The organism is Rhodococcus sp. WB9 (assembly GCF_007558985.1).
Classification (GTDB): Bacteria; Actinomycetota; Actinomycetes; order Mycobacteriales; family Mycobacteriaceae; genus Rhodococcus_F; species Rhodococcus_F opacus.
Window position 1 is genome coordinate 570,747 of sequence record NZ_CP041769.1, and the last position, 25,008, is coordinate 595,754.

The window sequence follows — 25,008 nt, forward strand, 5'->3', positions numbered from 1 at the left end:
GACCTCGTGACGTCCACTGTCCGTGGAGGCCGCAAAACTGGCAAGCAAGTTTGCCGCTGTGGCAACATGGTGGGTGTGAACGACGACGTATCCGATCTGGACGGCGTCCTCGACGCCGTGGGACCGCGGCTGAAAGCACTCCGTCAGCAGCGCGGCGCGACCCTCGCCCAGCTCTCCGAATCCACCGGGATCTCGGTGAGCACCCTGTCGCGGCTCGAGTCCGGCCAGCGGAAACCCACCCTCGAGCTGATGCTCCTACTGGCCCGCGCCCACCAGCTGCCCCTGGACGAACTCGTCGACGCACCCGCCACGGGCGACCCCCGCGTCCATCTGCGGCCCCTCGAGCGGAACGGCTCGACGATCATCCCGCTGACGCGCAGGCCCGGCGGGATTCAGGCGTTCAAGCACGTGATCCCGCCGGGTGACCCGAACGGCGTCCCGAACCTGCAGGTCCACGAGGGCTACGAATGGTTGTACGTCCTGTCCGGCCGGCTGCGACTGCTGCTCGGCGAACACGACGTGATCCTGACGCCGGGGGAGGTCGCGGAGTTCGACACCCACGTCCCGCACTGGTTCGGCAACCCCGGACCGCAACCGGCGGAGATCCTCAGCCTGTTCGGTCCCCAGGGCGAGCGGGCGCACGTCCGCACGGTCCCGCGGGGAACGGCAGTCGAGCGCGACCGTCGGTAGAATTCGTCCGGACCGGTGACGAGCGCTCCCTCCGAGGCGCAGGACGTGATGGAGAGGCCCCGTGCGACGCTGGATTCTGGGTGTTCCCGTAGCGGTCCTGATTCCGCTCCTCGCCGGCTGTTCCACGACGGTGGCACCGCCCGTCGCGCAACCGCAGCCACAATCGCCGCCCGCAGGTACGACTCTCGTGGGCCTGGGGGATTCGATCCCGGCCGGTGACGGATGCCCCGGCTGCACGCCGTTCGTGGAACTGTTCGGCGATCAGCTGTCCGGCGACGACGCGCTGCCCGTCCAGGTGGCCAACCTGGGTGTCGGGGGCTGGACCAGCACCGACCTGCTCGACTCCCTCGATCCCGGCGAATACGACGCCGACGCCGTCCGCGACGCCGACGTCGTCACCGTCACGATCGGCGCCAACGACTTCTACGCCGAACTCGACGACTACCTGGACGGCGACTGCGGTGGCGACGACGGGCTCGGCTGCTTCCAACCCGTCCTCCCGCAGCTGCAGACCACGCTGACGTCCGTGCTCGACCGCATCGCCGAACTGCGAGCCGGTCAGCCGACCGCGGTGCTGGTCACCGGGTACTGGGACGTCTTCCCGGACGGCGACGTGGCCCGCGAGTTGTTCGGCCCGCAGTTCCTCCGGGACAGCGCCGTGCTGACGTTGCGCGCCAACGACGTCATCTCGGAGGTCGCGGGCGCGGAGGGCGCCACGTACGTCGACCTGTTCAGCACGTTCAAGGGGACGTGGGGCGACGGCGACCCCACCGGACTGCTGGCCGACGACGGCGACCACCCGAACCAGATCGGGCACCAGCTGATCGCCGACGCGTTGTCGTCCGCGGCGGTCGCGGGATCCGGCTCCAGCGAGGTGTCGGCGTTCACGTCGTCCGAGTGGTCGCCGCGCTGAGCCTGCGCCGGCGCACCACCGCATCGACGACGGACAAGATCAGCACCACGACCGTCGCGGCGCCGAATGCCGCTACGGACAGGTTCTGCCGCGGCGGCCGGAACGACACGACCAGATCGTGGTCACCCGGCGGAACCGGCACCTCGAGCAGACCGTGCCATCCGGCGGTCGCGTCCACCGGTTCGCCGTCGACGGTGGCCGAGTAGCCGGGCCACGCGAGGCGCGCGAACCAGACGGTGCCGCCGCTGCCCGCCACCCGCACGGTTTCCGTCGCCGCGCTCGTGTCGGACGAGAGGACCCGGACGCCGTCGGACGCGAACGCCACGCGTCCGGGCAGGGGCAGCGGCCGGTCCCGCTGCAACACCGTCCGGGAGTCGCTGCGTTCGGTGACGTGCCAGCCGGGTGGGGGCGGTGTCGTCGCGACCTCGGGCACGAGCCCGTGCTCCACGACGAGCGTCGACACCCGGAGGTAGTCGATCAGCGGGATCGGGATGTCCGCGTTCACCGGCTGCCAGAGCGCCCCGTACACCCCGGGGCAGACGGCGCCGCGGTAGTCCATGCACAGGGCTTCCTGGAACTCGGTGAACCCGATACCGGTGTAGGCGTTGATGCTGCCCTCGACGGACGACGCCATGATTTCGTTGCCGAACAGGATCCGGCCGGCGGTGACGTCCTCGTGGGACGTGTCGCCCAGGTCGGCGAGTTGCAGCACGGTGCCCAGGTAGCGGTCCGTCTGCTCGGACAGCACCGATGTACTCGCCGGGTCGACGCGGCTGCCGCGCTCGACGTCGCGGGTCAGGGACCAGACCTGCGCGGCGGCCACCACCACGGTGCCCAGGACGAGGGCGGCGACGAGAGCATTCGGCCCCCGCGTGCGCCAGCCGGTGTACGCGAGCACGCACAGCGCCGCGACGAGCAGCGCGAACAGCGTGTGCCGCAGCGTCAGGGCGGGCGAGGACGAGAACGCCAGGTAGAAGCCCAGCGCGATCAGCACCGCCGACGCCGTCGCCCGGTGACGCACCCGGTCGCGCGCGATCCCCAGCGACAGCGCGAGCGCCAGGCCGATCACCACGCACAGGTAAAGGTATTCGACGAGCCGGATCGGCCACCGGAACATCCCGACGTTCGACGGTCCGAACGTGAAGAGGAAGTAGACGACCGCGATCACGGCCAGGCTGATCAGTGGTCGCCCGTGCGCGCGACGGAACTCCGCGGACGCGAACAGTGCGCGGATCCGTCCCCACGGAAGCCACGGCAGCAGTGGCAGCACGAACCACGCGAGGTACAGCGACGGGATCACCTCGACGGGACCCCCGAACGTCATGATCACGGGGAGATACGACGGGCTGCTCATTCCCGCGAGGCCGCCGATCTGCGGTTGCAGGAACGTGTCGTTGAAGATGCCGGTGCTGCCGGCGCGGGTGGTGACGTCGACACTGAGGAACAGCGGCAGGTACGTCACCAGCGCGGCGGTGCCCGCGCACGCGCCGGTGACGACGAGCACGAGCAACCGGAAGAACTGCCGCTCGACCAGCAGGCCGATCCCGATGCCGAGGAGTACGACGACGGCGCCGAGCGCGGCGTACGGGTTGCCCATGCTGACCGTAAGCGCACCGATCACGAAGGTGACCAGCGGGTTCGTGCGACCGCGGGAGAGGCGGAGCGCCGACCACCAGAACAGCGTCACCCACGCGACGGCCATCATCCCGGACGGCCAGCCCGCCGCCTCGTAGAACAGGGTGAAACCGCTGAACGGAATGGTCAGTCCGGCGAGGATCGCGGGACCGCGGCGGGCGCCGTATTCGCGGCACAGCAGATACGTCGCGAGGGCGAGCAGCGCAAGGAACTCGGCCATGATCACGAACGCCGCGACGGACAGGTTCTCGAACTTCGCGGCCAGGACGTAGTTGGCCAGGTTGACCGGGTTGTACAGACCGTACGCGGCCTCGCCCGCGTAGTTTCCGCCGATCCAGGCGTCGGGATTGACGGTGAGCCACCGCCCGGCCAGGAGTTCCGTGCCGATCCGGTGCCAGGACGGCACGAACGATTCCAGCATGTCGCCGCCGTAGTAGAAGCGGTCGTACACGATCCGCGGAATCGTCGCGACGGCTGCGGCAGCCACCGCGACCGCCAGTGCCACCATCCACTCGGGCATGCGGTGTATCGATCGGGTGAACGTCGAAGACACGGACGCGGAGGGTGCCACGGACTCCGAGCCTACGAGTTAGGCTGCGCCCGTGCGCCTTTTCGGTTGTTCCCACGACCAGAAAGGCGCACGTGCGCCGAAGGCGCTGTCGGTCGTCGTCCCGGCCTACAATTCCGCCGCCGTCATCGAGCAGACCGTCCACCGGGTCGCCGAACGACTGGCCGGCCACGACGTCGAGATCATCGTCGTGGAGAACGGATCCACCGACGACACCGTGGACATCTGCACCCGCCTCGCCGCGGACTGGACGCCCGGACGTGTGTCGCTCACCGTCCTGCGGAGCGAGAAGGGCATGGGCAACGCGTTGCGGACCGGAGCGGAGGCGAGTCGCGGCGCGCACGTGCTGCTGACCGCCGACGACCTGCCGTTCGGGTTCGACGACCTCGACGGCGCCGAGAAACTCGCCGCCGGCCACGACGGCCGGCTGCCCGAAGTCGTGATCGGTTCCAAGGCCCACCCCGACTCGCAGGTGCGGCGCGGCGCCCTCCGGGGCACCCTGACGTGGGGTTTCGCGACGCTGCGTCGGGTGGTCCTCGGGATGCGCACCGGCGACCCTCAGGGCACCGTCCTGATGGACGGCGACCTGATGCGGGGACTGGTTCCCGACCTCGTCGAACCCGGATTCCTGTTCACCACCGAACTCGTCTACCTCGCGGAGCGGGCGGGCATCGTGCCGATCGAGGTCCCGGTGCGTCTGAGCGACGACCACGACAGCCACGAAACCCGCATATCCAGGGCAGATGTGCTCGCGATGGGGGTGGGGCTGTTCCGGCTGCGGGCCCGTCACCGGGACGGAGGTCGCCTCGCACGGTCGGGGAGCGGGTCGCGAGGTTGATACCCTGCGAACCGAGAAGAGGATCGTGCCGTCGCCGTGGCGCGGTCCAGCCCACCTCTCGCGGGGAACAGTAGGAGCACTATGAACGAGTCTGCGTCGGTAGCACCTGTGGACGGGAGCACGGCCGCGGTACGGAGTGCTCTCACCGAGCATCGCGCACCCGACCGCCTCGTGGTGGCGCGAGGTCTCTTCACGGGACCGACCACCCGGGTCAAGGACGACCTGTACGCCAGGATCGTCAAGGGCCGTGCCCACCGCGAGCGCCACGTCGTGCACCTCGAGAAGGGTGCGACGGTCGACACCGACACCTACTTCGGCCGGTTCGCGGCCAGCTACTACCAGCGCTGGACCACGGTCACCGACGTGACCGTCGGGTTCCACCACGAGGCCGGCGGACGGGCCGTGGTGGCGCTGCGCGGCTCCGATTCGGGCGGAAATTCGCGCATCCTCGCGACGACGGAGATCGACGGCTCGGGCACGGCGACGCTGTCGGCGAAGCTGGACGCCTACCTCGACGGCGGCTCCCTGTGGGTGGAGTTCACCGCCGTCGACGGCCCCCTCGCGGTGAGCGAACTGGAGTGGACTGTCGCCGCGCCGTCGGTGATCCGGCCCGCCGCGATCGCGATCTGCACGTTCAACCGCGCCGACGACTGCGCGGAGACCGTCGCCGCCATCGCGAACGACTCGACGATGGCGTCCGGCATCGACGCCGTGTACGTGGTCGACCAGGGCAGCGACCACGTGTCGGACCGGGAGAAGTTCATCGAGGTCGCCGAGATCCTGGGCGACAAGCTCGTCTACCTGCGCCAGCCGAACCTCGGCGGGGCCGGCGGATTCACCCGCGGCATGTACGAGGTCTCGGGCATCAACGAGCACGCCAACCTGATCCTGATGGACGACGACATCCTGTGCGAGCCGGAGTCGATCCTGCGGATGAACGCATTCGCCAACGTCACCACCGAGCCGACGCTCGTCGGCGCGCAGATGCTGTACCTGATGAACCCGGAACACCTGCACGTCAGCGCAGAGGAAGCGGACCTGTCGAAGCTGAAGGCGGGCCGCTGGGCGGCCGGGTCGCGGCACGACATCAACCTGATCAAGAAGAAGCAGCACAAGCGCGTCGACGCCGGCTACAACGCGTGGTGGTCGTGTCTGATCCCCGCCGAGGTGGTCGCGCAGATCGGGCTCCCGCTGCCGATGTTCTTCCAGTGGGACGACATCGAGTACGGCATCCGCGCCCGCGCCGCCGGATTCGTCACGGTCACCCTGCCCAACGCCGGTGTGTGGCACGCGGACTTCCACTGGAAGGACCGCGACGACTGGGCCAAGTACTTCAGCATCCGCAACTCGCTGATCGCCGCCGCGCTGCACAGTGACTTCGACGCCAAGTCGCTGAGCAAGATGATGACGCGGGAGATCACCCAGTACCTCGTGTCGATGCAGTACGGGTTGGCGTACACCATGATTCGCGGGATCGAGGACTTCCTCGAGGGCCCGACGGTGCTCGAGGACGGCGGTCAGGCCGTGTTGGCGTCGATCCGCGAGGAGCGCAAGCGGTTCCCCGAAACCGTCAAACACCCCGCGTCGAACATTCCCGGGGTCCGCAACTCCGACCTCGTCACCCGGTACGCCGGTTTCGAGCCGGACAAGAGCAAGCTCGACCTCGTCCTCGCCAAGCGGGCCGCGAACCAGTGGCTCGGCCGCACCCAGCACGGTGTCGCGAGTATCCCTGTGGCGGAGGCGCACTGGTGGCACGTGTCGCTGTTCGACACCGCCGTCATCACCGACGCCTCCCAGTCCGGGGTGCGGGTGCGCCGCCGCGACAAGGAGACGGCCCGGGAGCTCACGGCCCGGACCGCGAAGCTGATGAAACGGTTCCGCGACGATGCGGCGTCCACGCAGCGCCAGTACCGGGACGCGTTGCCGCAGCTCACCAGCCGGGAGAACTGGGCTCGCCTCTACGGTCAGTGACATCGGCCGGACCGTTGCGGGCCCGCGATGTGCGCGGGCTGCTCCGGGATTCGTTTTTCGTCTTCGCTGTCGGTGTGGTGCTCGGCGCGGCGTGGAGTTGGCGTCCGTCGTTCTGGTACGACGAGGTCGCGACGCTGTACTCGAGTCAGCGATCCCGGCCCGACCTGTCGAATCTGCTCGGCCACATCGATGCCGTGCACGGGCTGTACTACGTCGGGATGCACTACTGGTTCGCGGCGTTCGGTGCCTCCGAGTTCTCGGCGCGGTTCCCGAGCGCCCTGGCCACTGGCGCGGCGGGCGCAGGCGTGGTGGTGCTCGGTGCGCTGATCTCGACCAGGCGGGTGGCGGTGCTGTCCGGGATCCTGTTCGTGATCCTGCCCAGTGTCACGTGGGCGGCCGCGGAGGCGCGCGGGTACGCGGCCACGGCGGCGGCCGCGGTCTGGCTGACCGTGATTCTCCTTGCGGCACTGAGGTTCCGGCGCTGGTGGCTGTGGGCGCTTTACGCCGCCGGCCTGGCGGTGTCGATCGTGTTGTTCGTCTACCTGATCACCCTCGTTCCCGCGCACCTGCTGACGATCCTGCTGCTGCGCGAGACCCGGCGGTCCTGGCTCGGTTGGACGTCGGGCACGGCCGCGGGGGCGGTGGTCGCGGCGCCGTTCGTGGCACTGGTGCGCCGGGAATCGGTCCAAGTGGCGTGGATCCCGCCGCTCGACGGGCACCTGCCCCGGGCCGTCGCCGAGTACCAGTGGTTCGTCGGCGCACCGTGGTTCGCGGTGCTGTTCGCCGTGCTGGTGGTGGCCGGGTCGGTGGCGCTGGTGCGCGGTCACCGGCTGCCCCCGGTGCTGTCCGTCGCGTTGCCGTGGATCGCGGTGCCGATGGCGACGCTGCTCGCGTATTCGCTCCTGCGCAGCCCGGTGTATCTCCCGCGGTACTTCACATTCACGACGCCCGCGGTGGCCCTCGTCGGCGGACTCTGCCTGGCCGCCCTCACCCGGAAGTGGTGGCAGTCCGCCGCGGTGATCGCGGTGTTCGCGGTGGCCGCATCGCCGAGCTACCTCGAACAGCGCGAGCAGTGGGCGAAACCCAGCGGCATGGACTTCAGCACCGTCAACGGTTTCGCCGGGGAACACCTCCGCCCCGGCGACTGCGTGCTGTTCGACAAGCCGGCCTGGAACCCCACGTCGCTGCGGCTCGTGAAGAACGTGCGGCCGGAGGCCTTCGACGGCACCCGCGACATCGGGCTCGGGACCACGGCCGCGAGCCGGGGGTCGCTGTGGGACGACGAACTCGCGGTCCCTGACCTCGCGGGCGCGCTCGACTCGTGCTCCGTGGTCTGGTTCTTCACCGACTACGAACGCGACACCGAGCGCATCATCCGGCACACGTCCAACGAGGTGTGGACGCTGCCGCCGTACCACTTCGAGGACACCGAGGCGTTCGCCGCTCTCGCGCGGTCCGGACTGCGGATCGACGAACGCGCGACGTTCAACGTCACGCAGGGGGTGAAGCTGGTGCGGTGATCCGCACGACCACCTGCTCGTGGTTCGCGGTGTAGCTCAGGTACTCGAAGCGGACGCCGGTGCGGTCGACGAACTCCGTCCAGGCCCGGTACTCGTGCTCCTGCCAGCCCGGGAAGTTGAAGAACTCGTCGAACACGATCACCGTGCCCGCGACCAGCCGCCGTTCGAGCCGGTCGAGCACCGACTTCGTGGACGAGTACAGGTCGGCGTCGAGATGCACGAACGACACCGGTCCCGGGTGTTCCTCGAGGAAGCCCGCCAGCGTGTCCTCGAACAGTCCGGGCACCAGCTGCGCGCCCCGCACGTGCGGCAGTTTCTGCTGCGCGAACTCCCCGGCCGGGAATCCGGTGCGCCAGGTCTGCGGCAGACCGGAGAACACGTCGAACCCGAACACCTCGTGCTCGGCGTCCTTCAACTGTTCGACGATGATCCGGAGCGTGGTGCCCGACGCCACCCCGAACTCGAGGGCCAGCCCCTCGACCTCCACCTGCGACAGTCCGTAGCGCAGTGTGTCCTGCGGATTCCAGAACACGGGCGCCTTCGGCATGTGCTCGAGCACGAACGCCGCGGCCTCGTTCGTGGCCCGCACGTCCAGCGCCTGCGTGATGTCGCGGCGGGCCTGCTGCTCGAGTTCGCCGAGCCGCTGCTGGACGTCGGAGATCTCCATGCGGGCATCGGACAGCTCGGACAGCACCCGCGCGAGTTCCTGGTTGGTCGCGCTCAGCTCGGCCAGGGTCTGGTCGTGCTGGTTCTCGGTGAGTTCGCGGGACCGCCGATCCGATTCGGCCACCACCTCGGACATGGCACGTTGAAGCTTGAGACGGGCCTTTCTCCGAAGATCGAACATATACCCATGTTGCCAGTCCGCATCCCGGCTCACCGCTCGAACCGGGATGCGGGTCGGGCGCCCGTGTCAGTGACCGCGACTGCGGTACATCTGACGTTGCCGGCGGGCGATGCTCTTCCACTCGCGTTCACGCTCGGCCCGGAGCCTCGCATCGGTGCGTGACGCGATCCAGCCGTTCTCCCGAATCAGCTTGCGGTAGCTGGCAAGCCTGCGCTCGGGCAGTGCGCCGCGCTCCACCGCGTCGAGCACCGCGCAGCCGGGTTCCGTCCCGTGCGAGCAGTCCGCGAACCGGCACCGCGCCGCGAGTTCCTCTATCTCGGGAAACGTCTTGTCGATGCCGTCGGCGGCGTCCCACATGCCGACACCCCGCAGTCCCGGCGTGTCGATCAGGGCGCCCCCGGAGGGCAGCGGCAGGAGTTCACGGTGCGCGGTCGTGTGCCGCCCCTTGTGGTCGCCCTCGCGGACACGTCCGGTCGCGAGCACGTCTTCGCCGAGCAACGCGTTCGCGAGCGTCGACTTGCCCGCGCCGGACGGTCCGATGAGCGCGACCGTCCCGTCGATCACGGCGGTGAGGACGTCGATGCCGTCGCCCGTGTCGGCGCTCACCGCGAGCACCGTCGCACCCGGCGCCACCGCTGCCACCTCTGCGGTCGCGAGGGAAACATCCTGCACGGTATCGGATTTGGTGAGCGCGACCACCGGCTGGGCGCCGCTCTCCCACACCAGGGCCAGCAGGCGTTCGATGCGTCCGAGATCGAGGGCGGTGTCGAGTCCGGCGGCGATCACCACCGTGTCGACGTTGGCCGCGAGGAGCTGGCCCTCCGACCGGCCGGACGCGGACGCCCGGACGATCGCACTGCGCCGCGGGAGCAGGTCGGCGACGGCGAGCTCGTCGCCGTGACGATGGAGCGTCACCCAGTCGCCGGTGCAGAGAGTGTGCTCGCCTGCGAGCGCGCGGACGATGCCCGCGGGCGTCGCGACGTCGCAGCGACCGCGGTCCACGCGGATCACCCGACCGGGCTCGGGACCGTCGGCCGGGTAGTTGTCGAAGGTGTCGGAAAGTGTGTCGTTCCAGCCGTAGGGCAGGAGTTGTCCAGGGTCGAACATGGTGGGTGTGATCCTCGGGTCGATGAGCGCCGACCGGACCACTGCGCGGGTTCGGTCAGGCGAGGGGGAAGGGGGAGTGGACGCACACGGCGTCGGCCGACGAGACAGTCATCGGACACTCACTCCTTCGCGACACATCGAGATTCTCAGACCGGAACCTCACGATGCTCCCACCCGGCGGAACCCGGGCGCAACCGAATTACGGGCGCTCGAACCGCTCCTGACGGCCCAGCTTCCGCAACCGCATCCACTCCCGCAGACCCTGTGGATCACGCCTCGTGACGAGGAAGTACCACCCGAACCGCACCCATTCCTGCGGCAGCAGCTTCCGCATGCCCGGCTGGGACAGCAGATAACCCCGGTTGCGGTAGGTGAAGAAGCGTTTCGTCTCGTTGTCCGGGTACTGCGTGTGCATGCGGCCACCGAGGATCGGCTTGAACTCCTCCGCGCCGTTCGGGTGCACGTACGCCGTCTGCAGGCAGGTACCGAACGGCAGCCCCGACCGCACCAGCCTGCGATGCACCTCCACCTCGTCGCCGCGGACGAACAGACGCAGGTCGGGAACGCCGACCGTGTCGATCGCCGACGCGCGGAACAGGGCGCCGTTGAACAGCGACGCGATGCCCGGCAGCAGGTCGGCCGAGTCGTCGCCGTCCGCGAACAGTTCGGAACGCAGCCGTCGCCACTCCACACCGCGGCGCAGCGGGAACGCGAGACGGTCGGGGTCGTCGATGTCGCAGACCACCGGGGAGACCTCGGCCAGCCCGTGCCGCTGCGCGCAGTCGAGCAGCGTCTCCAGGACCTTCGGTCCCTCGGGCCGTCCGTCGTCGTCGGCGAGCCACACCCAGTCGGCGCCGAGCGAGAGGGCGTACAGGATCCCCAGCGCGAAGCCGCCCGCCCCGCCCAGATTGTGCTGCGAACCGAGGTAGCTGACGGGAATCCCGGACGATTCGACGAGCTCACGCACGTCGTCCTCGGCGGCGTTGTCCACGACCACCAGGTGGTCCAGCGGACGCGTCTGCGAGCCGAGGACCTTCAGCGATTCCGCCAGCAGTGCGCGGCGCTTGTGGGTGACGACGACACCGACGATCCGCTCGGCAGCAGCGCTCACGCGGACTCCGCCTCGGCTTCCGCGGCCGTACGAACGGGACGCTCGTTCGATCTGTCGCTACGGGCGTCCCGTTCGGCCGAAGCGGTGAGCCCGGACTTCTCCCGGTCCATCTCGTAGATGACGTGGCGGACGTGGTCGGCGGCGTCGTCACCCTCGTACGCGCGGACGACGTCCTCGATGCCGCCCTGCTGACGGATCTGACCGTGGTCGATCCACATGGCCCTGTCGCAGAGTTGGGCGAGGAACTCGTTGGAGTGGCTGGCGAACACCAGGATGCCGGACCGCTCCACCAGCGCCTGCAGACGCACGCGCGCCTTCTTCATGAACTCCGCGTCGACGGCACCGATGCCCTCGTCGAGCAGCAGGATCTCCGGGTCGATGCTGGTGACCACACCCATCGCGACGCGCACGCGCATACCGGTGGAGTACGTGCGCAGCGGCATCGACAGGTACTCGCCAAGCTCGGTGAACTCGGCGATCTCATCCATCTTCGCGAGCATCTGCTTGCGGGTCTGTCCGAGGAACAGCCCGCGGATGATGATGTTCTCGTACCCGGAGATCTCGGGGTCCATGCCCACACCGAGGTCGAAGACCGGGGCCACGCGGCCGCGGATGCTCGCGCTGCCGCGGGTGGGTTCGTAGATGCCGGACAGCAACCGCAACAGCGTCGACTTGCCGGCGCCGTTGTGGCCGACCAGGCCGATCCGGTCGCCTTCCTTCAGCGACAGGTTGATGTCGCGCAGGGCCTCGACCACCACGACATCCGAGTTGTTGCGCCCGATCGACCCGCCGGCCTTGCCGAGGAACGCCTTCTTCAGCGACCGGGACTTGGCGTCGAAGATCGGGAAGTCGACGCAGGCGTCCCGCGTCTCGATACTCACATGCTCTGTCATTACTTCTGACCCCTAAACCCAGTAGGGCACACGGGCCCGGTACTTGCGAAGCGCGAGGATGGCGGCGGTCCACCCGACGACGGTGATGGCCAGCACGATGTACCAGTGGTACGCCTGCTGATCCTGACCGATCATCGGCGCGCGCACGATGTCGAGGTAGTGGAACAGCGGGTTCAACTCGGCGAGCTTGACGCGCTCGGCGGCCTGCCCGCCCTGCGCCTCGAGACTCTGCGTCGTCCACATGATCGGAGTCAGCACGAACAGCAGCAGTGTCATGCTGCCGAGGATCGGCGCGATGTCCCGGTACCGGGTGGAGAAGATGCCGAACATGATCGACACCCACGCCGCATTGACGACGATCAGCGCGATCGCCGGGATCGCGGCCAGCGACATCCAGGTCAGGTGGCGCCACACCCCGAACGCGAACAGCATGACCACGTAGATCACGAGGTTGTGGGCGAACAGCAGCAGTTGCCGCCACACCAGCCGGTAGACGTGGACGCTCAGCGCCGACGGCAACTGTTTGATCAGTCCCTCGTTGGCGATGAACACCTCGGATCCCTCGAGGATGCTCGCGCTGATCAGGTTCCAGACGATCAGACCCACGGTGACATACGGCAGGAACTCGTCCAGCGGGATGTCGAGCAGGGCGGAGTACAGGATGCCCATCGCCGCGGCCTGCACGCCGGTCGCGATCGTGATCCAGAACGGGCCGATCACCGACCGGCGGTAGCGCTGCTTGATGTCCTGCCAGCCGAGGCTCAGCCACAGCTCGCGCTGAGCGAAGCCGTCCCTGAGGTCCTTGAACGCGCGACGGAAGGTCTGCGAGTCGGACGTCGGGAGCGGGCCGCCTGTGGCCTCGGTTTCGATAGCGGATGCTGACACGGGCACCGAGCCTACCGGGAGTCGAGTTCCATGCTGTTTCGCCCGTTGCTACAGGTACTGGCCGGTACCGCTCGACTGCGACCCCGGATCGTGATTGTGCGCCCCATGTGGGTTGCCCATGCTGATGCCCGGAGGAAGGGCTCCCTGACGCATCTGTTCGAGCTGGGAGCGGGCCGCCATCTGCTGGGCGAACAGGGCCGTCTGGATGCCGTGGAACAGTCCTTCGAGCCACCCCACCAGCTGTGCCTGCGCGATGCGGAGTTCGGCGTCGGTGGGGACGGTGTCGTCGGTGAAGGGCAGGGTGAGGCGTTCGAGCTCGTCGCGCAGCTCGGGGGCGAGGCCCTGCTCGAGCTCGTGGATCGACGACTTGTGGATCTCCTTCAACCGGTTGCGGCTGGCGTCGTCGAGCGGTGCGGCGCGCACTTCCTCGAGGAGCTGTTTGATCATCGTGCCGATGCGCATGACCTTGGCCGGCTGCTCCACCATGTCGGCCACCGACTCCGTGCCGTTCCCGTTCGCGTCCGCGGCGGCGTCGGAGCCCTCGGGCTTGCTCGCGGCCTCGGCGACGGGGATGGCCATGGGCTGACCGTCGGGGCCGATCACGACGACGTGTTCATTCTCCGAGTTCGTCATGCCTCCATCTTGGCTGTTCCCGCCCGGCAGTGCGAAGGTGCGTCCGATTTGGGCCCATTCCACCTTTGTTGCACTCCACAACAATCGATGGCTGGCTTCGACCGTATTGACTTGGGGTCTTAGAGTGTCGGGCATGGCTTACGACGTTGCCCGCGTTCGGGGACTCATCCCCTCACTCGGCGACGGTTGGATCCATCTCGATCCGCAGGCCGGCATGCAGATTCCGGACGCGGTGTCGCGCACTGTCTCCACGGCCTTCCGGGCGTCTGCCTCTTCGTCGACCGGGCGACATGTGTCCAGCCGGCGCAGTGCGGCGGTACTCGATGCGGCCCGAGCAGCCGTCGCCGACCTGGTCGGAGGCGATCCCGCCGGGGTCGTGCTCGGACCCGACCGATCCGTTCTCCTCGCCTGGCTGGCGGAGTCGCTGAGCACGCGACTCGGCCTCGGAACCGGGCTGGTGCTCTCCCGCCTCGACGAGGAAGCGAACGTCGCCCCCTGGCTCAGAGTCGCCAGCCGCTACGGCGCCCAGGTGCGGTGGGCGGAGGTCGAGATCGAGACGTGCGAACTCCCCAGCTGGCAGTTCCAGGACCTCATCACCACCACGACGCGTCTCGTCGCACTCACCGCCGCATCCCCGATCGTCGGCTCGGCGCCCGACGTCCGTGTCGCCTCGGACCGCGTCCACGAAGTCGGGGGACTGATGGTCGTCGACGCGATCGGCGCCGCCCCTTACGCGCACGTCGACATCAACGAACTCGGAGCGGACGTCGTCGCCGTCGGCGCCACCTCCTGGGGCGGGCCGCAGGTCGGGGCACTCGTCTTCCGCGACCCCACCCTCCTCGACCGCATCCCCGCCGTGTCGCTCAACCCGTATGCGCGGGGTGTCGAACGTCTCGAGGTCGGGGTGCACCAGTTCGCGCTCCTCGCCGGCCTCACCACGTCCATCGACTTCCTCGCGAACCTCGACGAATCGGCCACCGGTTCCCGGCGCGAGAAGCTCGAGGCGTCCATCAGCTCGCTGCAGAACTACCAGGACACCCTGTTCGACCACCTCATGTCGTCGCTGAAGCGGCTACCGCAGGTGATGGTCATCGGGCGCTCGCCCAGCCGGGTTCCGACGCTCAGCTTCACCGTCGCCGGAGTCTCGGCCGACAAGGTGGCGTCGCATCTCGCCGACAAGCGCATCGCCACCGTCAGCGGTGTCCACGGCGGTTCCCGGCTGCTCGACGCGCTCGGCGTCAACGACGAGGGCGGCGCCGTCACCATCGGTCTCGCGCCGTACACCACCCGCTACGAGATCGACCAGCTCGTGAACGAGCTCGCCACCCTGGGCTGATCCGCCGCCGTCCTGCTGCGCCCGATATGACATTCGTTCCGATCGAGTGGACGAATGTCACATCGGGCGACGCACTTCGCCGTCAGTTCCGCGGGATCGTCAGGATCACCTTTCCGACGGTGTCCGCCGAGTCCAGCAGTTCGTGCCCGCGCGGCGCCTCGGTGATGGGCAGTTCGGCCGAGACGATGGGATGCACCGCGCCCTCCGCGATCAGCGGCCACAGCCGCTTGCGGACGTCGGCGACGATGTCGGCCTTGCCCTCGTGTCCCGTCTCGGCCCGCCCCCGCAGTCCGGCCGCCGTCACGTGGCCGCGCTTGGACAGCAATTTGCCGAGGTCCAGTTCGCCCTTGCGGCCACCCTGCATGCCGATGACGACGAGCCGGCCGTCGGCGGCGAGCACGTCGACGTTGCGGTCGAGGTACGAGCCGCCCATGTTGTCGAGGATCACATCGGCGCCGTGTCCGTCGGTCGCCTTGCGGATCTCGTCGACGAAATCGGCCTCGCGGTAGTTGACGAGGATGTCGGCGCCGAGTTCGCGGCAGCGCGCCAGCTTCTCCTCGGAGCCGGCGGTGACGGCCACGCGGGCACCCAGCGCGACGCCCACCTGGATGGCGTGCGTGCCGATGCCGCCGCCACCGCCGTGCACCAGCAGCACGTCGCCGCGGGACAGCCCGGCGCCCATCACGACGTTCGACCACACCGTGCACGCGACCTCCGGCAGTGACGCGGCGACGAGCAGGTCCACCCCTTCGGGCAGCGGGAGAAGCTGCGACGCGGGGACGGCCACCTTCTCCGCGTATCCGCCGCCGGCCAGCAGTGCGCACACCTGGTCGCCGACGGACCACCCCGACACTCCCTCGCCGAGTTCGGCGATCGTGCCGGAACATTCGAGCCCGAGGACGTCGCTGGCTCCGGGCGGCGGGGGATAGAACCCCTGACGCTGCAACAGGTCGGCGCGGTTGACGGCCGTCGCGGCCACGTCGAGGAGGACGTGACCGGGTGGAAGTTCCGGGTCGGGCTGCTCCGCCCACTTCATGACTTCTGGGCCGCCCGGTTGGTCGATCGTGATCGCATACATGGGGACGACGCTAGCGAAATGCGTCGGCGCCCGGTGGATGTGAGCGATCACAGCGTTCCCTCGGCGTTCCGGGGACCGCACGCTACTGGAAAGTAATGTCGCACTACTAGACTGTGAACCTGTGACAGCAGAAACCTCCGACGCCGAAGCCGCGACCAATTGGTTGACCCCGGCCGAGATGCGCGCCTGGCGCGGGTACATGGACGGCAACCAGCGGCTGATGGACGTCCTCAACCGGGATCTGCAGGAGAAACACGATCTGTCCCTCGCGGATTACCGCATTCTGGTGCTGCTGTCCGAGTCGCCGGACGGTTCGCTGCGCATGAGCGACCTCGCGGACGGCGTCCTCTCCTCCCGCAGCCGCCTCACCCACCAGATCCGGCGGATGGAAGCGCAGGGCATGGTCACCCGCGACACCTGCCTCGAGGACGGCCGCGGGGTGCTCGCCGTCATCACCGACGAAGGTCGCGCCCGGCTGGCCGAAGCGGCCCCCACCCATGTGGCCGGGGTGCGCAGCAACCTCGTCGATCTGCTCACCAAGTCTCAGCTGAAGGTTCTCGCCGAGGTGTTCGAACGCGTCGACAAGGCCATCGGCGACCGCTGACCGGTTGCCCGCCGGCGCCTCCGTACCGATAAGATCGCCCACGGAAGCGTGGCAGAGCGGCCGAATGCACTCGCCTTGAAAGCGAGCGTCGTGAAAGCGACCGGGGGTTCAAATCCCTCCGCTTCCGCCAACGACCGGCAGCCCTGATCTGGTTTCCCTCCAGGTCAGGGCTGCTGTCGTACCGCTACTTCTTCCGGGGTTTCGGCTGCTTCGGCGGCAGTGCGCCGATCTCGGCGAGCGCCCGTTCCACCCACGGTGTGGCGCGGTCCGGGCTGCCGCGCCACCGGTCGGGCAGGGCCAGGTACTCGCGCATCGGCTTTTCGCCCGGACCGAACGGGCCTGCGCCGTCGGACGACGCCAGCTCGTCCCTTGCCTGCTCGGTGAGCAGCCGGACCCCGACTTTCGGTCCGAGGAGTCCGGCGAACATGTTCCCGTTGACGAACGCACCCAGGTTGCCGAACATCGGCTTCACCTCGACGCCGGGGGTGTCGGGGATCAGCGACCGGAAGAACTGTTTGTCCTCCTCGGAGGGTGTGGGCATCTTCACGGTCTACTGATCCTGACGTTCCTCGGGCGTCATGATGCTGAAGATCGCGCCCTGCGGGTCGGTGACGGCAGCCATGCGGCCGACGGTGGGGATGTCCATCGCTTCTTCGACGATCGTGCCGCCGAGTTCGACGGCCTTCGCGGCGCTGGCGTCGACGTCCTCGACGGCGAAGTACACCCGCCAGTGGTTCGGTGTGTCGGGTTTCATCGGCTCACCGCAGCCGCCGACCTGGTCGTCGCCCACCTCCAACAGCGTGTAGGTGTATTCCGGTCCCATCGACATCTTCGACGAGGTGATCCCGAAGACGCTGTTGTAGAACGCGAGCGCCGTGTCGACGTCGCCGGTGTTCAGTTCGTTCCACAGGCAGGCGCCCGGGTCGCCGACGAGGGTGGCGCCGATGTGCTTGTTCGCCTGCCACAATCCGACGGCCGCCCCGGTGGGGTCGGTGACGAAGGACATGCGGCCCGCTTCCCCCACGTCGAACGCCGGCATCAGAACCTGGCCGCCTGCGCCGGGGACTTTCGCGAGCGTCGCGTCGACGTCGTCGACTGCGATGTAGGTGTTCCAGTTCGCCGGCGCCCCGGCCGCGGCCGCGTCGGGTTGTAGAGGCGCAATGGCGGCGACGTTCTCGCCGCGCACGGTGGCCATCGAGTAGACGGGGCCTTCGGGCATCGGCCGGTCGTCGTACTCCCAGCCGAGCAGTTCCGCATAGAACTCCTTGGCGGCGTCCTGATCGCTGGTTTGGAGGTCTACCCAGTCCGGTGTTCCCTGGGCGTATTCCGACTTGATGGGCATGACTGGACCTTTCCGTGTGAGGTGTCAGACGGCCGGGACGGGGTGGCGGCCGGTGTAGGCGATGAGCCGGGTGATCGCGTCGCTGGTGTGCGGGGCGGGTACGGGCTCGTCGAACCCGACGGCCTTCCTGCCTTCGGGTGTGATGATCTTGTGTGTCAGCGACAGCACGTATTCGGCGAGAGGCTCGGATACGGCAACCTCACCTCCGGTCGCTGCCGCGAAATCCCAGGCGTGAACGAGGAATTCGATCGAGAGAATCCCCGCGGCGACGGTGGCGGGAGGGTTGTTCGTCCCGATCGTCACCGTGCCGTCCAGGCTGCGAGTGCGCCACGCCTCCAGTGCGGGTTGGGCGAGGTCGGCAATTCTGGCCTCGACGGGTTTTCCCGGGTCGTCGTCGAACGTCGCGCCCGCGGCGCCACCGAGGGCCGTGATCGAACCGACGAGATGATCGGCGAGCTGCGAGACGGTGAACTCGGTGCACGCCGTCTGCTTGGACATGTCCTCGTCCGTGACGTCGCGAAGGACACGCTGCACGACCGCCAATGTTGCCTCGGCACTGGACAGTTCGTCGAGTGGATCCGGTACGGCCGCCCAGTCGTCGGGTCCGGCGTCACTCTTCTGGGCGGCGGCGACGAGACGGTCGAGGTAGTGGTTCCAGCCCTCCGCGTGGCGGACGGCCTGTTCGTCGGTGAGCCCGTCGTGCACGAGTCGCACCTCGGTTCCGCCGGCGGTGGGGGTCAGAGTCACGGTCACGGTGGACGAGCCCGGGGGGAGTTCGTCGTCACCTTCCCATCCCCACGTGTATACCACCCGCTTGCCGGGGACGATCTCGCTGAACGTGCCCGCGGCGGAATGTCCGGGGACGACGGTCCACCGGTACTCGCCGCCGGCTTGCAGGTCGACGCGTGCCGCGACGGTCTGCCATCGCCGCAATCGTTCCGGTCGGGTGACGAGGTCGAACGTGGCGTCCGGGTCCAGCGGGACGACGACGGTCTTGTCGAATGGCATCAGCTGTCTCCTTTGGAAGCTGCTTCCTCGGTGGCGTCCGCGACGAGGCGGTCGAGTTCGTCGATCCAGAAGGAGTCGAACAACGTCCGGAGTTGAACGAGTCCCTGCGGGTCGAGCCGGTAGTACCTGAAGCGTCCGTCCTTACGCGCAGTGACCAGCCCGGCCTCGGTGAGCACCCGGAGATGTTGCGAGATCGCCGACCGGCTCGCGGGGAAGTGTGCGGCGAGGTTGTTGACGGTCTGTTCACCTGATGTCAGCAGTTGCATGAGGCGTCTCCGGGTGGGCTCAGCTGCGACTTCCAACTGATCGAGCACGATCAATACGTTAGTAGTGACTAACGCGTTGTGCAATGGGTCTCGCCGCAGCGATCGTGAGGTGGGAGAATTCAGAGCGACGAGGGAGTGAGAAATGACAACGTCAAGCCCCTGGCCCACGATTCACGACGAACGCCGCGCACTGGTGGACGACCTCGAACCGCTGACCGATACCCAGTGGTCGACGCCGTCGCTCTGCGAACGGTGGACCGTGCGGGACGTGTTCGCGCACATGACGGCGACGGAGAAGATGACGCCGCCGAAGTTCGTCGGAAAACTCGTCGGGTCGGGATTCCGGATCAACACCATGTTCGAGAAGGACATCGCACACGAAGAGGAAGGAACACCAGCGGAGTCGCTCGACGAGTTCCGGGCGCACATGGGTGACTCCACGCATCCGCCCGGCCCGATCGACGCCATGCTGGGCGAGATGATCGTCCACGCCGAGGACATCCGCCGACCGCTCGGCATCGCACACGAGTACCCGATGGACGCGGTTATCCGAGTCGCCGACTTCTACAAGAACTCGAACCTGCTGATCGGGTCGAAGTCCCGGGTCGCGGGGCTCACGCTGCGGGCCACCGACACCGAGTGGTCCACCGGATCGGGGCCGGAGGTCTCCGGTCCGATGCTGGCGCTCGTGCTGGCGATGACAGGTCGTCGCGCCGCCCTCGACGAACTCAGCGGCGACGGTCTCGACCAGCTGAAGTCCGCCCTGCCGAAGTAACGGCCCGGCATCCGCAGCCGCACCCCTTCTGCGTAGCCGCACACGTATTCGGGCCCCAGAAGGGGTGCGGCTGCGTGAAACGGGTGCGGCTGCCGAGGCGGATGAGCCGGGACTACCAGTGGAAGTCCCTGCTCACAGGGTTGGAGGTGCCCAGCGGCCGAGCGCCTCCCCCCGACCCTCAACCCTGGTGACTACAACGTGATCACGCTGGAGCACACAGCTGTCACAAAACCTCTAAGCTCTTGTTGACCGGACGCATTTTGTACTGTGCAATCGGGGTCCACACAGTCCGGGGAAGAGGTATTTCTTTATGCGTCGCGAAGCATTGGCTGCCATCGGTCTGGCAGTGTCACTGACCCTCATGGGGCCGGGGTTCACTGCTGTGGCCGATCCGGTGCCTGCTCCGGTCGCGCCTCCGGGAAGTGGCGTCGCGAGCGTCGACAAGATCGTCCCGCTCACCGACACCCGTAGTGCCGTCTTCATCAATTCCCCCGCCATGGGCCGCGTCGTGCAGGTGCAGGTGCTGCATCCCGCTGGTGGCGGGTCGAGGCCGTCGCTGTACCTGCTCGACGGGGTCAGCGCAGGCGCCGAGTCGGATTTCCGGGAAAGCACCTGGACGCAGAAGACGGACGTGGTCCAGTTCTTCGCCGACAAGAAGGTCAACGTGGTGCTCCCGGTGGGCGGCACCGCCAGCTACTACACCGACTGGCAGCAGCCCGACCCCACGCTGGGTGTCAACAGGTGGGAGACGTTCCTGGCCGACGAACTCCCGCCGATCATCGACAAGAACTTCAGCGGCAACGGCGTCAACGCCGTCGCGGGTGTGTCGATGGGCGCGATGGGTGCCGCCAACCTCGTCACCCGGCACCCGCAGCTCTACCGCGGTCTCGCCGCCTACAGCGGATGCCTCGACAACACGCAACCCAGCTCGCGGGACTCGGTGCGGGGCACGGTGGCGTTCAAGGGCGGGAACCCGGCCAACATGTGGGGTCCCGACACCGACCCGGCCTGGACTGCGCACGACCCTTCGGTGAACGCCGAAGCCCTGCGCGGCAAGCAGATCTACATCTCGACGGGCAACGGGCTCCCCGGACCGTATGAGATCAGCGGAGACATCGCGTCCACGATCGCGGTGGGCGGTCCCCTCGAGGCCGCGGCGAACCTCTGCACGCAGACGTTCCAGCAGCGTCTGACCCACCTCGCGATTCCGGCGACGTTCATCTACCGCCACTTCGGCACGCATTCGTGGCCGTACTGGCAGGACGAACTGCGCACGTCGTGGCCCGTCCTGAAGAGCGCGCTCGGCGTCTGACCGCGTCCCTATCCGACCACGGTGATCCGGTCGGTGTTCGGCGGCGTCACCGGTGAAGTGGTCCCCAGATACGCCGTGAACGCGTCGAGGTCGCAGCCCGCGCGCACGGCTTCGGCGCGGGTGCGGAACGCATCGAAGCCGTCGCCGCCGTCGGCGAGGAACTTGTTGACGGCCACCCGGTAGGTGCCGTCGGGGACGACCGCGTCGCCGTTCACCCGGATGTCCGAGATGCGTTCGCCGACAGTCGCCGAACGATTCATGGTGTAGGTCAGCGAACTCGACGGGGCGAGGATCCGCTCCGTGATCGTGCCGTCTCCGCGCGGCTGGAACTGCTGCTCGAGGGCACGCTTCAGGGTCGTGCCGGTGACCGTCAGGACCTCGAGGGTGTTGCCGAAGGGTTGAGCGGCGTAGGTCTGCCCGTACGTGACGGCGCCGTCCGGGCCGCGCAGCAGATCCTCGCGGAGTCCACCGGGGTTGGTGAGTGCCACCTGGGCGCCGTGCGCCGATCCGGCCGCCAGCTGGGCGTCGGCGACGACGTTGCCGAGGGTGGACTCGCCGCTGCCGGTCTCGTCGCGGGTGAGGTCGCCCGTCACCGACGCCACGCGCGCCGCACCGATCTCGGAGGCCTGGGCGGCGGCGCCGTCGGCGAGCGCCTGGATGTCGGGGTCGGACGGGATGTCGTGGGTGACCACCTGATTGAACGCGGACGCGCGGTCGCGCAGGACGTCGCGGGTGGTGCGGTCGATCGACACGTCGACCACCGAGACGATCCGGCCGTGCGACGCGCCCTGCATCATGACGCGCGGGTTTCCCATCGGGTCGGGAAACGAGCAGTTGTACTGCTGGTGGCTGTCGGCCGTGAAGATGACGTCGACCTTCGGGGACGCCCGCAGCGCGAGGTCGCGTGCGGGTCCGGATGTCACCTCGCACGAGTTGGGGCCATTGTCGGCGTCGGGTTCGGCTCCCTTGTGCATCAACAGCGCGATGGCCCGCACGCCGAAGAAGTCGAGGAGATCCGCGGTGCGGTCGACGGCGGCGAGTTCGTCCGTGAAGCGCAACCCGCCCACCCCCTCCGGGGTCACCATCGTCGCGGTGTCGGCGGGCATGGTCGCGATGACGCCGACCGGGATTCCCTCGACGTAGTTGACGGTGAACGGCAGGGTCGCGGGCGCGCCGTCGTCGAACTCCATGTTCGCCGCGAGGAGCGGGAAGTTCGCGCCCTCGAACGTGTTTCCGAACCGGCAGCCGTCGACGGGATGACAGCCACCGGTCTGCATCCGCCGGAACTCCGTGTATCCCTCGTCGAGTTCGTGATTGCCGATCGCGGACGCGTCGACGCCCATCCTGTTGAGCAGCTGCACGGTCGGTTCGTCGTGGAACATCGCGGATTCGAGCGCGGACGACCCCCAGTTGTCACCCACCGAGTACAGCAGCGAATGGGTCGCCTGGCCGCGCAGTTGGGCGACGTACGCGGCCAGGTAGGCGGCGCCGCCGGCCGGGACCAGCGAGCCGTCGGCGTGCTTCACCTGACTGCGGATTCCGGGCGGCGGTTCGAGGCTGCCGTGGAGGTCGTTGAAGGCGAGGAGCCGGACGGAGACCGCCGCGTCCTGCGACTGCGCCGCGGACAGCCCCGACGTCACCGAGATCGCCAGCGTCGTCGCCAGTCCGGCCGCCAGCACGGCAGTGCGGAGCGCGGCGCGGCGACGCATGTATGGGCTCCCTTCGGCAAAACCTCACTGAGTCTGCCAACAGGGAGTCACGGGCGTTATACCCGTGGGTAACGTTTACGTCTCGAGCGTTACGCGCGGACCGCGACGTTCGCGATCGAGCGTGCCTCGGTGCTCGTCGCGAACGCGAGGAACGCGTCGTTCTCCGCGGGATCGCCGATCGTGATCCGCACACCGTCGTCGCCGTACGGGCGCAACAGCACACCGGCCTCGGCGCTGGCGGCGGCGAACGCCCCGGAGTGCGTGCCCAGCGGGAGGTAGACGAAGTTGGCGGCCGATTCGGGCACGTCGTACCCGGCGGCCAGCAGGGCGTCGCGCACCCGGTTCCGCTCGGCGACGACGCCGTCTGTGCGTGCCAGCAGTTCTCCGGACGCGGCCAGCGACGCGATGGCGGCGGCCTGCGCGACGGCATTGACCGCGAACGCGATGTGCACCTTGGTCAGCGCGGTGACCACCGCGGGATCGGCGATCGCGTACCCCACGCGGATGCCGGCGAGGCCGTAGGCCTTGGAGAACGTGCGCAGCACCACCACGTTGGGGCGTCCGCGGAACAGTTCGATGCCGTCGGCGTCGGACCGGTTGTACTCGAAGTAGGCCTCGTCGAGGGCCACCAGAACGCCGGCGGGGACGGCGTCGAGGAACCGCTCGAGTTCGGCCTTCGTGAGCGTGTTGCCGGTGGGGTTGTTCGGGTTGCAGACGAAGATCAGCCGGGTGCGGTCGGTGATCGCGGCCAGCATCGCGTCGAGGTCGTGACCGTGGTCGGCGGTGAGCGGAACCTTGACGGGCGTCGCCCCGGCCACCTGCGTGACCACGGGATAGGCCTCGAACGATCGCCACGCGAAAATGACCTCGTCACCGTCGTTGCACGTGGCCTGCACCAACTCCTGGCACAGGCTCACCGAACCGCAACCCGCGGCGATGTTCTCCGTGGCCACCCCGAGGTGGTCGGCGAGCGCCGCGATCAGGGCGACATGGCCGTTGTCCGGGTATCGGTTGGCGTTGCCGGCGGCCTCCGCGATGGCGTCGCGCACGCTCGGCAACGGCCCCAGTGTGGTCTCGTTGCTCGCCAGCTTGATCGCGCCCGGAAAGTTCTTGCCGGGGATGTAGGCCGGAATCGTCTCGAGGTCTGCCCTGGTTCGCGGAGTCACCAGGCGATTATGCGCCTCCCGATCCACTGCGCCGACGCCCCCTTCGTGCCAAGGTAGGGGCATGTCGGGATTCTTCAGGGACAGTGCAGCCCTGCGGACGTCCGGAGACGCGCCGGAAAGCCCTCAGATGCGTGTTCCGCTCACCGCGGTCGAACCGGACGGTCCGGCGCGGGGCGGGATCGTGGTCCTGCACGAGTCGCGCACCTTCAGCGAACCTCTCCTCGATCTGATGCGCTCGCTCGCGATGGAGGGGTGGGTGACGGTAGCGCCGCACCTCTTCCACCGGGAACCGGCGCCGAGCGATGTCGAGGTGTTCGGCGACGCCCTGTTCGCCGACTTCGACGCCACCTTCGACTGGCTGATCGCGCGGGGCATCTACGCCGACTGCGTGGGCGTGCTGGGTTTCGACGACGCCGGAACCGCCGCCCTGCTGGTCGCCACCACGCGTCCCGTCGGCGCCGCCGTGAGTGTTGCCGCCCGCGGCATCGTCGAGCCGCTGTCGGAGGACGCGCCTGCGCTGGTGGACGCCGCACCCGACCTGAAGGCGCCGTGGCTCGGTCTGTACGGGGACGACGATCCGTCCACGCCGCCCGATCAGGTCGAGCTGTTGCGCGACGCCACCGCCAAGTCGGACGTCGCGGGGCTCGTCGTGAGTTATGCGGGGCTCGCCCACCGGGCCGACGAACCGCCCCAGGTGCCCGACGGCAGGGACGACGACCCGGGCGCGCAGGCGATCGTCGACGCGCAGCGGCGGATCTTCGACTGGTTCGACAGTCACCTGCGATAAACCGGCCAGCCTTA

General features: G+C 68.5%; 24 protein-coding genes and 1 tRNA gene. 11 read left to right on the forward strand and 14 right to left on the reverse strand.

Annotated features, from left to right (window positions below):
- Positions 1-66: 66 nt before the first annotated feature.
- Together FND50_RS02760 and FND50_RS02765 are read left to right on the forward strand one after the other, a co-directional pair.
- Positions 67-690, forward strand: coding sequence for a helix-turn-helix domain-containing protein (locus FND50_RS02760; protein ID WP_144284683.1), 624 nt, complete (start codon positions 67-69; stop codon positions 688-690).
- Between the two features lie 61 nt (positions 691-751).
- Positions 752-1,603, forward strand: a complete 852-nt coding sequence (locus FND50_RS02765) for an SGNH/GDSL hydrolase family protein (RefSeq protein WP_144284684.1) — start codon at positions 752-754, stop codon at positions 1,601-1,603.
- On the opposite strand, the gene FND50_RS02770 is transcribed toward FND50_RS02765, so the two are convergent.
- Positions 1,575-3,758, reverse strand: a complete 2,184-nt coding sequence (locus tag FND50_RS02770) for a YfhO family protein (RefSeq protein WP_144288957.1) — start codon at positions 3,756-3,758, stop codon at positions 1,575-1,577. The two genes, FND50_RS02765 and FND50_RS02770, sit on opposite strands and share 29 nt — an antisense overlap.
- 82 nt (positions 3,759-3,840) lie before the next feature.
- Between FND50_RS02770 and FND50_RS02775 the strand changes: the two genes are divergently transcribed.
- The 3 genes from FND50_RS02775 to FND50_RS02785 all read left to right on the forward strand — a co-directional run bounded on the left by FND50_RS02775 (position 3,841) and on the right by FND50_RS02785 (position 8,135).
- Positions 3,841-4,644 (forward strand): glycosyltransferase, encoded by an 804-nt coding sequence (locus FND50_RS02775; RefSeq protein WP_144284685.1) that lies wholly within the window; start codon positions 3,841-3,843, stop codon positions 4,642-4,644.
- An 81-nt stretch (positions 4,645-4,725) separates the two neighbouring features.
- The gene (locus FND50_RS02780) at positions 4,726-6,615 is read left to right on the forward strand and encodes a glycosyltransferase (protein WP_144284686.1); all 1,890 of its coding nucleotides are present in this window, start codon (positions 4,726-4,728) and stop codon (positions 6,613-6,615) included.
- Positions 6,612-8,135, forward strand: a complete 1,524-nt coding sequence (locus tag FND50_RS02785; RefSeq protein ID WP_144284687.1) for a glycosyltransferase family 39 protein — start codon at positions 6,612-6,614, stop codon at positions 8,133-8,135. The genes FND50_RS02780 and FND50_RS02785 overlap by 4 nt, the downstream gene beginning before the upstream one ends.
- On the opposite strand, the gene FND50_RS02790 is transcribed toward FND50_RS02785, so the two are convergent.
- The 6 genes from FND50_RS02790 to FND50_RS02815 form a co-directional block, all read right to left on the reverse strand.
- A complete protein-coding gene (locus FND50_RS02790; RefSeq protein ID WP_007298359.1) occupies positions 8,107-8,982 on the reverse strand; it encodes a class I SAM-dependent methyltransferase in 876 nt (291 codons plus the stop codon). The genes FND50_RS02785 and FND50_RS02790 overlap by 29 nt on opposite strands.
- 66 nt (positions 8,983-9,048) lie before the next feature.
- Entirely contained in the window at positions 9,049-10,131 is a 1,083-nt protein-coding gene (gene rsgA, locus FND50_RS02795; protein WP_144284688.1) for a ribosome small subunit-dependent GTPase A, read from the reverse strand.
- Between the two features lie 157 nt (positions 10,132-10,288).
- Complete coding sequence (locus FND50_RS02800) at positions 10,289-11,200, reverse strand: glycosyltransferase (RefSeq protein WP_005571491.1); 912 nt, start codon at positions 11,198-11,200, stop codon at positions 10,289-10,291.
- Positions 11,197-12,093: an ABC transporter ATP-binding protein gene (locus FND50_RS02805; RefSeq protein ID WP_005571489.1), complete on the reverse strand. Its 897-nt coding sequence runs from the start codon at positions 12,091-12,093 to the stop codon at positions 11,197-11,199. Before FND50_RS02805 ends, FND50_RS02800 begins: the two co-directional genes overlap by 4 nt.
- A 12-nt stretch (positions 12,094-12,105) precedes the next feature.
- The gene (locus tag FND50_RS02810; RefSeq protein ID WP_144284689.1) at positions 12,106-12,978 is read right to left on the reverse strand and encodes an ABC transporter permease; all 873 of its coding nucleotides are present in this window, start codon (positions 12,976-12,978) and stop codon (positions 12,106-12,108) included.
- A 48-nt stretch (positions 12,979-13,026) separates the two neighbouring features.
- On the reverse strand, positions 13,027-13,611 hold the full coding sequence (locus tag FND50_RS02815; RefSeq protein ID WP_007298364.1) for a bacterial proteasome activator family protein: 585 nt from the start codon (positions 13,609-13,611) through the stop codon (positions 13,027-13,029).
- Between the two features lie 133 nt (positions 13,612-13,744).
- On the opposite strand from FND50_RS02815, the gene FND50_RS02820 reads away from it, so the two are divergent.
- Positions 13,745-14,947 (forward strand): cysteine desulfurase-like protein, encoded by a 1,203-nt coding sequence (locus FND50_RS02820; protein ID WP_005253261.1) that lies wholly within the window; start codon positions 13,745-13,747, stop codon positions 14,945-14,947.
- Positions 14,948-15,029: 82 nt separating this feature from the next.
- Here FND50_RS02820 and FND50_RS02825 read toward each other — a convergent pair whose 3' ends face one another.
- A complete protein-coding gene (locus FND50_RS02825; protein ID WP_005253262.1) occupies positions 15,030-16,025 on the reverse strand; it encodes an NAD(P)H-quinone oxidoreductase in 996 nt (331 codons plus the stop codon).
- A 121-nt stretch (positions 16,026-16,146) separates the two neighbouring features.
- On the opposite strand from FND50_RS02825, the gene FND50_RS02830 reads away from it, so the two are divergent.
- Both FND50_RS02830 and FND50_RS02835 read left to right on the forward strand, forming a co-directional pair.
- Positions 16,147-16,629: a MarR family winged helix-turn-helix transcriptional regulator gene (locus FND50_RS02830; RefSeq protein WP_005248780.1), complete on the forward strand. Its 483-nt coding sequence runs from the start codon at positions 16,147-16,149 to the stop codon at positions 16,627-16,629.
- A 42-nt stretch (positions 16,630-16,671) separates the two neighbouring features.
- Positions 16,672-16,759: transfer RNA gene (locus FND50_RS02835), tRNA-Ser, on the forward strand.
- Between the two features lie 54 nt (positions 16,760-16,813).
- Here the strand turns inward: FND50_RS02835 and FND50_RS02840 are convergent.
- Genes FND50_RS02840 through FND50_RS02855 form a run of 4 tightly spaced genes read right to left on the reverse strand, consistent with a single transcriptional unit; the run spans position 16,814 to position 19,245 of the window.
- The gene (locus FND50_RS02840) at positions 16,814-17,176 is read right to left on the reverse strand and encodes a TfoX/Sxy family protein (protein ID WP_144284690.1); all 363 of its coding nucleotides are present in this window, start codon (positions 17,174-17,176) and stop codon (positions 16,814-16,816) included.
- A 3-nt stretch (positions 17,177-17,179) separates the two neighbouring features.
- Complete coding sequence (locus FND50_RS02845) at positions 17,180-17,971, reverse strand: VOC family protein (RefSeq protein ID WP_144284691.1); 792 nt, start codon at positions 17,969-17,971, stop codon at positions 17,180-17,182.
- Between the two features lie 24 nt (positions 17,972-17,995).
- Positions 17,996-18,979 (reverse strand): TIGR03086 family metal-binding protein, encoded by a 984-nt coding sequence (locus FND50_RS02850; protein WP_144284692.1) that lies wholly within the window; start codon positions 18,977-18,979, stop codon positions 17,996-17,998.
- The gene (locus tag FND50_RS02855; RefSeq protein ID WP_241769442.1) at positions 18,979-19,245 is read right to left on the reverse strand and encodes a helix-turn-helix transcriptional regulator; all 267 of its coding nucleotides are present in this window, start codon (positions 19,243-19,245) and stop codon (positions 18,979-18,981) included. Before FND50_RS02855 ends, FND50_RS02850 begins: the two co-directional genes overlap by 1 nt.
- Before the next feature lie 142 nt (positions 19,246-19,387).
- Between FND50_RS02855 and FND50_RS02860 the strand changes: the two genes are divergently transcribed.
- Positions 19,388-20,020, forward strand: coding sequence for a maleylpyruvate isomerase family mycothiol-dependent enzyme (locus FND50_RS02860; protein WP_005569415.1), 633 nt, complete (start codon positions 19,388-19,390; stop codon positions 20,018-20,020).
- 310 nt (positions 20,021-20,330) lie between these two features.
- Positions 20,331-21,332, forward strand: a complete 1,002-nt coding sequence (locus FND50_RS02865; RefSeq protein ID WP_144284693.1) for an alpha/beta hydrolase family protein — start codon at positions 20,331-20,333, stop codon at positions 21,330-21,332.
- Between the two features lie 8 nt (positions 21,333-21,340).
- On the opposite strand, the gene FND50_RS02870 is transcribed toward FND50_RS02865, so the two are convergent.
- Together FND50_RS02870 and hisC are read right to left on the reverse strand one after the other, a co-directional pair.
- Positions 21,341-23,041, reverse strand: a complete 1,701-nt coding sequence (locus tag FND50_RS02870; protein WP_144284694.1) for a bifunctional UDP-sugar hydrolase/5'-nucleotidase — start codon at positions 23,039-23,041, stop codon at positions 21,341-21,343.
- 89 nt (positions 23,042-23,130) lie between these two features.
- Complete coding sequence (gene hisC, locus FND50_RS02875; protein WP_186301224.1) at positions 23,131-24,207, reverse strand: histidinol-phosphate transaminase; 1,077 nt, start codon at positions 24,205-24,207, stop codon at positions 23,131-23,133.
- Positions 24,208-24,268: 61 nt separating this feature from the next.
- Between hisC and FND50_RS02880 the strand changes: the two genes are divergently transcribed.
- Entirely contained in the window at positions 24,269-24,994 is a 726-nt protein-coding gene (locus FND50_RS02880) for a dienelactone hydrolase family protein (protein ID WP_144284695.1), read from the forward strand.
- The last annotated feature ends 14 nt before the right edge of the window (positions 24,995-25,008 follow it).